Origin of the sequence: Xanthomonas sp. LMC-A-07, from assembly GCF_030208825.1 — a bacterium.
In the GTDB taxonomy this organism is placed as follows: Bacteria; Pseudomonadota; Gammaproteobacteria; order Xanthomonadales; family Xanthomonadaceae; genus Xanthomonas; species Xanthomonas campestris.
Genome location: NZ_JARVTF010000005.1, coordinates 186763 through 200350 on the forward strand (window position 1 = coordinate 186763; position 13588 = coordinate 200350).

General features: G+C 65.8%; 7 protein-coding genes. All 7 read right to left on the reverse strand.

Annotation, left to right across the window (positions count from 1 at the left end):
- Positions 1-18: 18 nt before the first annotated feature.
- The 7 genes from QRM89_RS03755 to QRM89_RS03785 all read right to left on the reverse strand — a co-directional run bounded on the left by QRM89_RS03755 (position 19) and on the right by QRM89_RS03785 (position 13525).
- Positions 19-1446, reverse strand: a complete 1428-nt coding sequence (locus tag QRM89_RS03755) for a sugar porter family MFS transporter (RefSeq protein WP_014507521.1) — start codon at positions 1444-1446, stop codon at positions 19-21.
- An 85-nt stretch (positions 1447-1531) separates the two neighbouring features.
- The gene (gene xylA / locus QRM89_RS03760) at positions 1532-2872 is read right to left on the reverse strand and encodes a xylose isomerase (protein ID WP_285447317.1); all 1341 of its coding nucleotides are present in this window, start codon (positions 2870-2872) and stop codon (positions 1532-1534) included.
- A 36-nt stretch (positions 2873-2908) separates the two neighbouring features.
- On the reverse strand, positions 2909-4402 hold the full coding sequence (gene xylB / locus QRM89_RS03765; protein ID WP_273672808.1) for a xylulokinase: 1494 nt from the start codon (positions 4400-4402) through the stop codon (positions 2909-2911).
- Positions 4399-6762: a glycoside hydrolase family 95 protein gene (locus QRM89_RS03770; RefSeq protein WP_285447318.1), complete on the reverse strand. Its 2364-nt coding sequence runs from the start codon at positions 6760-6762 to the stop codon at positions 4399-4401. The genes xylB and QRM89_RS03770 overlap by 4 nt, the downstream gene beginning before the upstream one ends.
- A gap of 91 nt (positions 6763-6853) precedes the next feature.
- A complete protein-coding gene (locus QRM89_RS03775) occupies positions 6854-9757 on the reverse strand; it encodes a TIM-barrel domain-containing protein (protein WP_285447319.1) in 2904 nt (967 codons plus the stop codon).
- A 103-nt stretch (positions 9758-9860) separates the two neighbouring features.
- On the reverse strand, positions 9861-11528 hold the full coding sequence (galD, locus tag QRM89_RS03780; RefSeq protein WP_075287474.1) for a GH35 family beta-galactosidase GalD: 1668 nt from the start codon (positions 11526-11528) through the stop codon (positions 9861-9863).
- An 83-nt stretch (positions 11529-11611) separates the two neighbouring features.
- Positions 11612-13525, reverse strand: coding sequence for a sialate O-acetylesterase (locus QRM89_RS03785; protein WP_119959787.1), 1914 nt, complete (start codon positions 13523-13525; stop codon positions 11612-11614).
- Between the last annotated feature and the right edge of the window lie 63 nt (positions 13526-13588).

Here is a 13588-nt window from a genome sequence, read left to right on the forward strand (position 1 = left end):
ATCAGCACAACGCCGTGATCAGCCCTCCATCTGCTCCAGCTCCTTGCCCTTCGTCTCGTAGACATACTTGAGCACGAAGAACACCGAGATGAAGGCGGCAACGGTGTAGATGCCGTAGGCGCCGGCAAGACCGATGCTGCCGAGCAGGATCGGGAAGCTGACGGTGATGGCGAAGTTGGAGGTCCACTGCGCGGCACCGGCAATCGCCAGGCCCGAACCGCGGATCTGATTGGGGAACATCTCGCCCAGCATCACCCACATCACCGGGCCCCACGAGGCATTGAAGAACACCACGTAGACGTTGGCGGCGACCAGCGCGAGCATGCCCATGGCATCGGACATGGCGAGCTTGCCGTTGGGATCCAGCGAGGCCGTGGCGAAGGCGTAGGTCACCAGGGCCAGCGATACCGCCATACCGGCCGAGCCGATCCACAGCAACGGCTTGCGGCCGATCTTGTCGACCAGCATCACCGTGACCAGACAGGCACCGATGCTGAGGCCGCCGGAGAGCACGTTGATCAGCAGTGCGTCCTGCTCGGAGAAGCCCACCGCCTGCCACAACACCGCGCCGTAGTAGAACACCACGTTGATGCCGACCAGCTGCTGGAACACCGCCAGGCCGACGCCGATCCACACGATCGGGCGGATCTTGCCGGTGGTCTTGCTGATCAGGTCGGAGAACTTGGGCTTGTGCTGGTCGGCCGACATCGAGGCGGAGATTTCGCCCAGCTTGGTCTGCGCGGCCGCGTTACCGTACAGCCGCTTGAGCACCACCAGCGCCTGCTCGCGACGGCCCTTGACCACCAGGTAGCGCGGGCTTTCGGGGATGACCAGCAACAGCAGCAGGAACAACAGCGACGGGATGGCCTGCATCCAGAACATCCAGCGCCAGGCCGCCTGCCCTGCCCACAACGGCTCGGTCGACGCACCGGCGGCATTGGCCAGCAGGTAGTTGCTCAAAAACGCGCAGAACAGCCCGCTGATGATGGCGATCTGCTGCATGGTGGCGAGCCGGCCGCGATAGCGTGCGGAGGCAACCTCGGCGATGTAGGCCGGCGAAATGACGCTGGCTGCGCCTACCGCAAAGCCGCCCATCACGCGGGCGAAGATAAAGAAGCCGGAGCTGTGCGAGGCACCGGCACCGATGGCCGAGAGCAGGAACAGCGCCGCGGAAATGATCAGGACCGCACGGCGGCCCCAGCGGTCGGCCAGGCGGCCGGCAAAGAAGGCGCCGATGGCGCACCCCAGCAGCATCGAGGCGACTTCGAAGCCGGTCTCGGCGGCACTGGACTGGAAGGTCTGCTTGAGCCCGTCGACGGTGCCATTGATCACGCCACTGTCGAAGCCGAACAGAAAGCCGCCGATCGTGGCTACGCAGCTGATCAGGATGATGAAACGGGTGTTCTCGCCGGCATCGGGGGCGCCGTCAATGGAGACACTGGACATGGGTTCACCTGGAAACATGCAAGGGAGCGGTCACGGGGGTGACCGCCATCGGCCGGCGACGCAGTGCGCCGCCGGCCACGGGACATCAACGCGTCAGGTACTGATTGATCAGGTTCTCGTAGGCTTCCTGGCGGCCGCTGACTTGCGTCGGCTCGCCCTTGCCGGCGGCGTACCTGGCAAGATCCGCCAGCGTGCTGGTGCCGTTGGCAAAGTCCGCGCCCGCGCCGCTGTCGAAGCTGGCATAACGCTGCGCGCGCCAGGTTTCCAGCGGCGAGGAGGTCAGCAGCGCATCGGCCACTTCCAGACCGCGTGCGAACGCGTCCATGCCGCCGATGTGGGCCAGGAACAGGTCCTGCGGGTCGGACGATTCACGCCGCACCTTAGCATCGAAGTTCAGCCCGCCCGGGGCCAGCCCGCCCTGACGCAGCACCACCAGCATCGCGCCGACGGTGTCGTACAGGTCGGTCGGGAACTGGTCGGTATCCCAGCCGTTCTGCGGGTTGCCGCGGTTGGCATCGATGCTGCCAAGCAGGCCGGCGTCGCTGGCCACCTGCAGGTCGTGCTCGAAGCTGTGGCCCGACAGCGTGGCGTGGTTGGCTTCGATATTGAGCTTGAAATCCTGGTCCAGGCCGTGCTGGCGCAGGAAGCCGATCACCGTGGCGCTGTCGAAGTCGTACTGGTGCTTCATCGGCTCCATGGGCTTGGGCTCGATCAGGAAGTTGCCGGTGAAGCCGATCGCGCGGCCGTAGTCGCGCGCCAGGGTGAGGAAGCGCGCCATGTTGTCCTGCTCGCGCTTCATCTGCGTGTTGTGCAGGCAGGCATAACCTTCGCGGCCGCCCCAGAACACGTAGTTTTCCCCGCCCAACTCCACCGTGGCATCGATCGCGGCCTTGACCTGCACTGCAGCGCGCGCCACGACGTTGAAGTCCGGATTGGTGGAGGCACCATTCATGTAGCGCGGGTGCGAGAACAGGTTGGCGGTGCCCCACAGCAGCTTGACGCCGGTGTCGGCCTGGCGCTGCTTGGCGATGCCCACCATGTGCTTGAGGTTGTTTTCGTACTCGCCGATGTCGTCCGCATCCGGCGCCAGATCGATGTCGTGGAAGCAGTAGTACGGCACGCCGAGCTTGGTGAAGAATTCGAACGCGGCATCGGACTTGGCTTCGGCACGCGCCAGCGCGGTGTTGCCTACATCCCACGGATACGCGCGCGTGCCCGGGCCGAACGGATCGGCGCCATTGCCGCAGAAGCTGTGCCAGTAGGCAACCGCAAAGCGCAGATGCTCGGCCATGCTCTTGCCGGCGACCTGCTTGTTGGCGTCGTACACCTTGAACGCGAGCGGGTTGTCCGAATCACGGCCTTCGAAGCCGATCTTGCCGATGCCGGGGAAATATTCTTTCGCGCCGATGAAAACGGTGTTGCTCATGGGGTGAGAGGTCCTTGGTACTGGGGGAGTGATGAATCAGCCGGCGTAGAGCGGGCTGACGACGTGCAGGTGCTTGAGGAAGTTCTGGTAGTGCTGCTGGTAGGCGGCCACGCGTTGCGGATCCGGGCGCGCCGACAATGCATCGTCGATCTGCAGGTGCTCCAGCACCACTTCCGACAACGCGGCTTGGCCGCCATCGTCGCGGTCGCAGGCCCACACCGCCTGCAGTGCTGCACCAAACGCCGCGCCTTCTGGCTGGGTCGGCACGACCACCTGCAGGTTGAACACGTCGGCGACCATCTGCCGCCACTGCGCGCTCTTGCTGCCGCCGCCGGTGAGCAGGATGGTATCGAACTGCAGGCCGGCGGCGACAAAGGCATCGAAGCCATTACGCAGGCTGTAGGTGGCCCCTTCCATCGCCGCGCGATAGAAATGCGCCGGCGTGGTGTTGTGCAGATCCATGCCGAACAGGCAGCCACGCGCATCCGGCAGATTGGGTGTGCGCTCGCCATTGAAGAACGGCAACAGCACCAGCCCGTCGGCACCGGGCGCGGTGTCGGCGATCATGGCCTCGGTCTGCGCGCGGGTGATGGAGAACATGCGCATCACCGCTTCGGTGGCGACGGTGCAGTTCATGGTGCAGATCAGCGGCAGCCAGCCACCGCTGGACGAGCAAAACGCGGCCCAGCGTGCGTCGTCGTCCACCACCGGATGATCGGCGTAGGCGAACAAGGTGCCGGAGGTGCCCAGGCTCATGGTCAGGCGGCCAGGCACGACATTGCCGGTGCCGATCGCCGCCATCATGTTGTCGCCACCACCGGTGGTGACGCGCACGCCGGCCGGCAAGGCAAGCGCCTCAGCCGCCGCATCGGACAGGGCGAACACCGCGCCGGTCTCCACCAGCGGCGGCAAGGCATCGCGCAGATCGCGTTGCGCATCCATCGCGCCAAGCATGCGCTCGGACCACTGGCGGGTGCGCACATCCAGCCAACCGGTCCCGGAGGCATCACCCACTTCGGTGAAGCGCTCGCCGGTGAGCCAGAAGTTCACGTAGTCATGCGGCAACATCACCGTGGTCATCGCCGCATAGGCCTCGGGGCGATGCTTGCGCGTCCACGGCAATTTGGATGCCGTGTAGCCGGCCATGATCGGGTTGCCGGCGGTGGCCACGCTGCCTGCCGCACCGCCCACCGCATCCATGATCTCGTCGCATTCCAGCGCGGTGCTGGTGTCGCACCACAGCTTCACCGGCGCGGTGACGCTGCCATCGGCGGCCACCGGCACGAAGCCATGCTGCTGCCCGGACACCGAGATGCCGCGCACGCGCGCACGCAGCTCGGCATCGAGCTGCGCGAAGCAATGCACGATACCGTCGATCCACCACTGCGCCTGCTGCTCGCGGGTGCCATCGTCGCGGCTGATCAATTCCATCGGCGCGCCGATGGTGGCGACCACAGCGCGCTCCTGCGGATCGTAGGCCACCAGCTTGACGCTCTGTGTGCCGACATCCAGTCCTACGTACACGCTCATTGCTTCACCAATCGGTTGTTGTTGAGGCCCACCTGCTGGGTGCGCCCGGCGCCCAGTTGCAGGTCCAGGGTCTGCCCTGCATAGGACAGTTGATAGCGCCCGCCACGATCGCTGTGCACACGGGCCTGCTGCAAGCGACCTGCATCCCATTCCAGATCCACGCTGGCGCCGCCGCGCACACGCAGGCCGCGCACGCTGCCGCGCGGCCAGGCCTTGGGCAAGGCCGGCAGCAGGAACACACTGCCACCCCAGCTTTGCAGCAGCATCTCGGTAATGCCGGCGGTGCCGCCGAAGTTGCCATCGATCTGGAACGGCGGGTGTGCGTCGAACAGGTTTGGATAGGTGCGCTCGGGCGAGAGCAGCAGTTGCAGGATGCGGTACGCATGCTCGCCGTCGGCCAGCCGCGCCCACAGGTTCAGGCGCCAGCCGATGCCCCAGCCGGTGGCGTTGTCGCCGCGAATCTCCAGCGAACGCCGCGCGGCAGCCGCCAGCTCGGGCGTGTCGCGCAGGTTGATCTGGCTGGAGGGATGCAAGGCATACAGATGCGAGACGTGGCGGTGATGGATCTCCGGCGCCTGCATGTCCCAGTCCTGCTGCCACTCCTGCAACTGCCCCGCCTTGCCGATGCGGTTGGGCGGCAATTGCTCGCGCAGCGTGGCCAGCTGCTGTGCCAACGCGGCATCGACGTCAAGCAACTTGCTCATCGCGATGCACTGCGCGAACAGGTCGCGCAACAGCTGCGCATCCATGGTCGGGCCGGCGCAGACCGCCGCCCCGAATGGGTGCTGGTTTTCCGGCGACATCGATGGATTGGTCACCATCGCGCCGGTGCCGGGGTCGCGCACCAGGGTGGCGACGAAGAACTCTGCCGCCCCCTTGAACAAGGGATAGATCTTGGCCAGATACGCACGGTCGCGGCCGTAGTCCCAGCGGTCCCACAACTGCTGCAGCAACCACACCCCGCCCATCGGCCACAGGCTCCACTGCGCACCGTCGATCGGCCCGGCCTGGCGCCATAGATCGGTGTTGTTGTGGACCACCCAGCCGGGCGCGTCGTACAGCGCACGGGCGGTGTGTGCACCGGTGCGGGCGAGATCGAACAGCATGGCTTCCAGCGGTTCCACGCACTCGTGCAGTGCATTGGCTTCGCTGGGCCAGTAGTTCATCTCGGTGTTGATGTTGATGGTGTACTTGCTCTCCCACGGCGGCTGCATCAGGTCATTCCAGATGCCCTGCAGGTTGGCCGGTTGAGTGCCGGGCCGCGAGCTGCAGATCAGCAGATAGCGGCCGTACTGGTGATACAGCGCTGCCAGTGCCGGGTCGTTGCCCTCGGCAAAGCGCTGCACGCGCTCGTCGGTGGGAAGCCTGGCCGCTTCGCTGCTGCCCAGGTCGATCGCCACGCGCCGGAACAGGCGCTGATGATCGGCCAGATGCGCGCGCAACAACGCGGCGTAGCTGAGCTTGCCGGCTTTTTGCAGGCTTGCCGCGGTGAGCGCGAGCGGGTCGCCTTCCACCGCATCGAAACGTTGGTAGCTGGTGGCCGCGGTCAGCAGCAACACCACTTCATCGGCACCCTGGATACGCAGACGGTCGCGCACCGCGCTGACGCTGCCACCCTTGACCTGCGGCAGCATGCGCAATGCAAAGCGCAGCTTGCCGTCGATGCCGGCGAAGCTGCCATTGCGGCCACTGAACAGCAGGCTGCCCTGCTCCACCGTGACCTCGCCGCTCTGCGGGCTGTCGATGCCCACCCGCAACGAAATGCCACCCGGCCGATCGCAGGACAGACGCACCACGATGCACTGCGACTGCGCGGACACGAACACCTCGCGCCGGTGCACCGCGCCGCCGGAGCGGAACGTGGTGGTGGCCACTGCGGTATCCAGATCGAGCTGGCGACGGTACTCGCTGATGCCGTCGGCACGGTCGAAATCCAGTAACAGATCGCCCAACGGCTGGTACGGCATCTGCTTGAGCGGACGCGACAACAGCTTGGCATCGGCCAGCTGCTCGGCTTCCGCATAGCGGCCGGCAAAGATCAGCGCGCGCACCTGCGGCAACGCCGCCAGCGCCTGCGGATTGGTGGCGTCGTACGGGCCACCGGCATACAGCGTGTCTTCGTTGAGTTGCAGACGCTCGTGGGCGATGCCGCCCCACACCATCGCGCCCAGCCGGCCGTTGCCGACCGGCAAGGCCTGCACCCATTCATTGGCAGGCTCGCGATACCACAGGTGCAAGGCATCGTCAGGGGCGACCGCAGGCAGTGGTGCAACGCCAGCTGCCTGCGACAACGCCGGAGCGGCACCCAGGACCGCGACTGCGGCCCCGGTTGCCTTGCAGAGTTCTCTGCGTGTCAGCACGGTGACCACCGCGCGGCTTCACCGGAACTGCGCGCGTGTGCCTTGCGGCGCTCCGGCATCTGCACACTCATCGTGGAAAGACAGCCTGCAATCATCGACGACGCGCTTTGCCGGACGCAATCTTGCGCTGCAACACGCTGACCGGCTTGCCGTCGTACTGGATGCTGGTGTCCACCTTGGGCTCCAGCGCACCGGCGTCCTCACGCGGGCCGTCGACAAAACGCACATTGATGGTGCGCTTGGCCTGCATGCCGGTCCAACTGCCTTCGCGCTGGCCGATGCGCAGCTCGCCCTTGGCCTGGTCCCAGCTCAGCGGAATGCGGCTGAACTCGCCCTTCTCGTAGCCATAGCCCTTGCCGTCGTCCTCATACAACGAGAACTGGCCATTGGCACCGGTGTAGACCACCACAGTGAGCGGCGCATCCGGCTTCTGGTCCACGTACTCCTGCACCGGGCCGGTGGGCACGATGGAGCCGGCACGCACGAACAGCGGCATGCGTTCGATCGGCGCGGCGGCCTCGATGGTCTGGCCACCCTCGTAGCGCTTGCCGGTGGCGAAATCCAGCCAGCTGCTGCCGGCCGGCAGATACACCTGCCGCGAGGTCGCGCCGAAGCGGGTCACCGGTGCGACCAGGAATGCCGGGCCGAACAGGTACTGGTCGTTGATGTCGCGTGCCTTCGCGTCATCCGGGAAGTCCATCATCATGCCGCGCATGATCACGCCGTCACGCTGGTAGGTATCGCCGGCCAGGCTGTAGATGTACGGCAGCAGGGCGTAACGCAGGCGGTTGTAGTAGGCCATGCTCTCGTAGAACGGCGTGCCTTCCGGGGCGATGTTCCAGATCTCGCGGTACGGGAACTGGCCATGCGAGCGGAAGATCGGCACGAACGCACCGAACTGGAACCACCGCGTGTTGAGCTCGCGCCATTCCGGCAGATGCGCCGGGTCCTGGTTTTCGTAACGCTTCTCCACCGCAAAGCCGCCGATGTCGAAGGTCCAGTTCGGCAGGCCCGACAGCGCCATGTTCACGCCGGCGGAAATCTGGTCGTGCATGTCGTCCCAACGCGAGACGATGTCGCCGCTCCATACCGCCACTGCATTGCGCTGCGTGCCGGCATAGCCCTTGCGCGAGAGGATGAACACGCGCTTGTCGTCGGCCGCGCGGTCACCCACGTACACGCCGTGCGTGTGCGGCAACGGATACGAATTGAAGAACTCGGTTGAAGGGCCCAACGCGGTCGGCGTGGTGCGTGCCTTGCGCTCACCGATATCCAGGTTGGAATGCACGTCCGGCTCGTCGGCGTCCATCCACCACGCATCGAAACCCTTGCTGTTGAGCTTTTCGTTGATCTGGCGCCAGTAGATGGCCTGGGCCTTTTCGGAGTACGGGTCGTAGAACGAGTTCTTGTAGCCCTTGCCGATCCAGTCCAGCTCGCCGACTTCGACGTTGCGCTTGAACATGAAACCCGCCGCGTCCAGTTCCTTGTAGTTGGCGGTGGTGGGATAGAACTTGGGCCAGATCGAAATCATGATCTGCGCGTGCATGTCGTGCACGGCCTTGACCATGCCGTCCGGGTCCGGGAAATGCTGCGGATCGAAATCATGCGAGCCCCAGGCGTTTTCCGGCCAGTACGACCAGTCGAGCACGATGTTGTCCAGCGACAGCTTGCGCTTGCGGTATTCGGCCACTGCGCCCACCAGTTCGTCCTGGCTCTTGTAGCGCTCGCGGCTCTGCCAGAAGCCATACGCCCACTTCGGCAGCATCACCGACTTGCCGGTGAGTTCGCGGTAACCGGCCACGGCCTGGTCGTAGGAGTCAGCCGAGACGAAGTAGTAGTCGATCATCTGTCCGGCTTCGGACCACAGCGAGAGATCCTTCGCTTCGGTGGCGGGCAGCGGGTCGCGGTGCAGCAGCGCGATGTAGCTGGGGTCGATCAGATCCCATTCGATCTTGACGGTGTGGCGCGTGCCGGGCTCCAGATCCAGCTTGAACTCGTGATTCCACGGGTTCCAGTTCTGGCGCCAGCGATCGATCACCAGCTTGCCGTCCACGTACAGCTTGGCGTACTCGCTCGAGTACAGCGAGAAGGTGTGCTCGCCACCGGTGAGCGCTTCGATCTCGCCCTCCCAGGTGACCTGCATGCGGCTGTCCTTGTCCTTGGTGATCGCCTTCTTCGGGAACTTGGTCAGGTCGCTGAGGTACTGGTAATTCACTTCGCTCTCGCGGCGTTCCAGCACCTGCTTGCCATTGATGGCGTAGCGCGCGGTCAGTGCACCGGACTTGCCCTTGGCGTCGTACAACTTGAGCGACTTGGGCAGCGGCTGCAGGCCGCGCGGATCGCCCAGGCGGGTGATCGAGTTGTTGTCCCACAGCAGGCCGTAGTTGCGGCTGGACACCAGGTACGGCACCGCCATGTCGATGTTGTTCTGCTGCAGCTCGACGTTGCGGCCCTTCTGGTTCATCCAGCCCTGCTGGTGCTGGCCGAAGCCGTACAAGCCTTCGTCATCGGGCGACTGGAAGCGCTGACGCACGCTCAGGTACTGCTTGCCTTCCACTTTCAGCGGCGCAAAGCTGCGCCCGCCGGCCACTTCGGACAACACCGGCTTGCCATTGGCATCGGCGAAGCTCACATGGCCATCGATGGTGGAAACGGTGGCGGTGACCTTGCCGGTCTTCAGCTGCACGCTGTCGCCCTGCTCGGCCACTTGGAAGGCGGTATCGCCCTGCACCGGCACGCGCATCAGGCTAGGCGTGCGCGCGAAGTCGCCATCGGGATCGGCACTGACGCGGATGATGCCGGCATCGACCACCTGCAGACGCACCGCTGCGGCACCCTTGGCGCTCGGCATCACGGTGACGCCGTCGGCGGCCTTGCGCACTTCCTGCGCATGCGCGGCATTGGCCAACAAGGCCAACGACAGCGCCACGCATTGCGCGAGCGGCCGACGTCGGGATGCGGGCGCACGGCCGGCGGAATGGTGGGTGGTTTGCATGTTTACTCCCTTTGAATGGCGAAACACTGCCGCGGGGGCGGCAGCACTGGGTTCGATGGATGTGCGGTGCACCGCACGCCACGCACTGCGCGGCGTGCGGGACTTAGTTGTAGGTGGCCAGCTTGATCTTGAGCAGCTGCGGTGCGCTGGAGAAATTGACGCCGTAGTCGGTCTGGTCGCCATTCCAGTTGCGCTGGAACTGCCAGGTGTCACCGTCGTACTGGCCCTCTTCCACGCGGTCGTAGAGCATGTTGGCGGTGGCTTCGCTGGCCGGGTGCAGGGTCACGCGCACGTGGTAGCCGGTGACCAGGAATTCGTCCGGGCCCAGCTCGGCAATCAGTGCCGCGCCGATCGGCTCGGGGTTGCCCGGCGGCTCGCCCTTGAACCAGAACTGCGGCACACCGTAGGTGATGGTGGCGCTCCAGCGGTCGTTGAGCTTGAGCTCCTGCACGGCCTGGCCGGGTTCTTCGGCGGTGCCGTGCAGCTTGCCTTCGGATGCAGCCTTCGCGAACGGGCGCATGCCTAGGCTTACCAGCTTGAAGCCCAGCGCAAACGGCGCCAGGGTTTCTTCGTTGACGTGCTTGGCGCCCAGCGGATAGTTGGAATAGCGCGTGTAATCCATGCCGAACGCCGACCAGCCGATGCCGTCATGCCCCAGGGTGGGGAACAGGTAACGCGCGTATTCCGGGCGGTTGCCGGTTTCGGCCACGAACAAGGCATTGTCCGGGCGCGCGTAGCGCTCCAGCACCGTGGTGTACATGCGGTACTCGGGCATGTAGATGTCCGGTGCCAGCAGGTCGATATGCGGGCCGGCGGCCTTCCACACGTCGAGCACGTTATCGGTGGGGCCACCGCTGGCGTACTGGCCGGGCTGGCCCGGATTGAACGGCCCGCGCAACGCTGCATTGACGTACATCGGCAACGGATAGGCTTGCTTGCCGGCTTCGGCCACCTGATCGATGTAACGGCCGATCGACCATGCGTGGAAGATCTCGTCGGCATCGGCGCCAAACACCTGCGCCCAGCTGCCCGGCTGCTTGTTCAAGCGCTTGAGCAGTTCGTCCGGCACCGGGCCGTCGAACAACTTCTGCGCCATCGGCGAGAAGTCGCGCACGCTGCCGTAGGTGCCCGGTTCGTTTTCCGGCTGGATCATGATCACCGTGTGCTGCGGGTCGACCTGCTTGAGATGCTGCATGAAGGCGACGAACGCCTTGCGGTCGGCATCCAGCGTGGCCTGCGCATGCGGCGACAGCGACCCGATTGCCTTGCCCTCACGCGTCACCACGCGCGGGAAGCGCTGGTTGTCGGTCTTCACCCAATGCGGCGCATACGCCGGGCCATTGTTCTTCCAGGTGGCAAACCACAGCAGCACCAGCCGCACCTTGTGCTCGCGCGCCTGCGCCAGCAACGTGTCGACGAAGGAGAAATCGAACTTGCCTTCTTCCGGCTCTACCTGCTCCCAGGCGATCGGCACCTGCACGGTGTTCGGGCCCAGCACCTGCATCGCCGGCCACACCTTGTCCATCACGCCGGGATAGTTGCTGGAATTGTTGACCTGCGCGCCGAGGATAAGGAACGGCGCGCCGTCCACCATCAGGGCGTGCTTGCCGTCCTTGCTGACGAACTGCGGCATCGGTGTCTGCGTCGCCGGTGCGGCGGCAGGCGCCGTGGCCGGTGCCGTGGTGCCTGGCGTTGCGGCGGCCTGCGGCTTGGCGGCGCTGTCCGGCTCGCCGGACTGGCAGGCGGCCAGCGCCACCGCCAGGGAAGACAACAGCAATGGCCGCAGGCAACGGCCGGCCAGCGAACGGGGAATCACGCGTGCAACAGGGGAATGCATGGACATAGGACTCCGTGTCACCAGGTATCGGTTCGGAAGGGGGAAACGGGCAATTGCTCGCGATTGACCAGGTTGGCGTCGGCGGGGTTTTCGCTCCAGCCGTAGCGCACTGCCACCGGCGCGGCCACCGCATCGCTGCGCACGATCACCCGGTCGCCAGCGATGCGCGCCTGCGCCGGATGGAACCGCTTGTCCGCACCGGCCACCGCAAAGCCCTGCAACGTACCGCCGCCGCGCACCTGCAAGGCACTGCCCTGCAGATCGAACTGCACGCTGGCCTGGCCATCGGCATAGCTGGCGCGGGCGAACACCGGCGCGCTGTACACCAGCGTTTCGCCGTAGGCCACATGCCGCGCAGCGAGCGCCAGGCGATGGCCTACATCGCGCTTGTTGGTGGGGTGGATGTCGGTGGGATTGCCGATGTCGATGATCACCGCCTGCCCGGTCGCCGGCAGCGCCAGCGTCTTGGACTGCGATTCGCGCAGCAGCGCCCACGGACTCAGATCGCCGGTGTCGCCGCCGGCCTTGAAGTTGGCCAGCTGCACCCACAGGAACGGCAACCGCTTGGCACCGCGCTCGGCGCGCCACTGCTGGATCATCGCGGCGAACTGGTCGCGGTATTTCACCGCACCGGTGTCGGTGGCGTTGGTTTCGCCCTGGTACCAGATCACGCCCTTGACCGGGAATGGCTGCAGCGGGTGGATCATCTGGTTGTAGAGCAGCGTGGGGAGCTGGTTCTTGTTGTCGGTCAGCGACACGCGCACCTGCGCCGGGCGGAATTTCCAGCCCGCCAGGGCGCGCTGGGTGCTGCCGATCTGCACGAAGCGCTGTTCGTCCGGGCCGTGCATGCCGCCACCGCCACTGAGGTCTTCCACGCGCACCGCGATCTGGTTGACGCCGGCCCGCAGCGCCGCCGCCGGCACTGCATACACGCGCGGCAGGTTCCACTGTTTCTCGGTCTGGCCCACCTGCTGGCCATTGACGTAGGTGATGTCCGAATCGTCGATCTGGCCAACCCCCAGCTGCACGCCGGCCTTGGCTTCGGCGGCGGTCAGGGTAAAGGTGGTGCGGTACCAGGCAATACCGTCCATGCCCTCATAGCCGCTGAGTTCCCATTGCTGGGTCACCGGGATGCTGTCCCAGTCGCGGTCATCGAATTCGGGCGTGCGCCACTGCGGGATGTCGCCTTCCACCTTGGGCCAGCGCCCGATGCGCTTGCTGGTGGCGGCCTGGGCGGCCGCATCGCGCTGCTTGATCGCCTCGATCGCGCCCTGGTTTTGCTCGGCCTTCAGGCCCAGCGAGGCGGCGTCCATCCACGCCTCGATCGCGCTGCCGCCCCAGGTGCTGTCGACAATGCCGATCGGCACGCCGGTACTGGCGCGCAACTCTTTCGCAAAGAAATAGCCCACCGCCGAAAACGCACCTGCGTTCTCCGGCGTGGCTGCTTTCCAGTCGCCACCGGTGAGCTTGGCCTCCGGCTGCACCGACCACGACTTGGGCACCTTGAAGTGGCGCAGCTGCGCATCGTTGGCCGCCGCCACCGCCTGCGGGCCATCGCTGGCTTGGGCCAGTGGCCATTCCATGTTCGATTGCCCACTGGCCAGCCAGACATCGCCGACCAGCACATCGCGCACCTGCAGCGCGCCGCCGTCGCCACGCACGCTCAGCACGTACGGGCCACCGGCAGTGTGTGCAGGCAAGCGAACCTTCCACTGCCCCTGCGCGTCGGTCTTGGCGGTGGCCTGCTTGCCATCGAAACTCACCGTGATTGCGGCGCCGGGCGTGGCCCAGCCCCATACCGGCATTGCCTCATCGCGCTGCAGCACTGCGCCATCGGCAAACAGCAACGGCAGGCTCGGTTGCGCGGCGGCGCTGCCGCTGGCCAACAACATACCCAGCAGGCAGGCGCGGGAAATGTGGGACGGGGTCATGCGGTGATCTCCAGGGTCGGCGGTGTCACGGCGCCCGCAGCGGCCAGGCCGGCGGCGCCGTAC

Excerpts from the sequence above, each read along its gene's own strand:
- QRM89_RS03755 (WP_014507521.1), bottom strand. The coding sequence starts at position 1,446 with ATGTCCAGTGTCTCCATTGACGGCGCCCCCGATGCCGGCGAGAACACC.
- xylA (WP_285447317.1), bottom strand. The coding sequence starts at position 2,872 with ATGAGCAACACCGTTTTCATCGGCGCGAAAGAATATTTCCCCGGCATC.
- xylB (WP_273672808.1), bottom strand. The coding sequence starts at position 4,402 with ATGAGCGTGTACGTAGGACTGGATGTCGGCACACAGAGCGTCAAGCTG.
- QRM89_RS03775 (WP_285447319.1), bottom strand. The coding sequence starts at position 9,757 with ATGCAAACCACCCACCATTCCGCCGGCCGTGCGCCCGCATCCCGACGT.
- QRM89_RS03785 (WP_119959787.1), bottom strand. The coding sequence starts at position 13,525 with ATGACCCCGTCCCACATTTCCCGCGCCTGCCTGCTGGGTATGTTGTTG.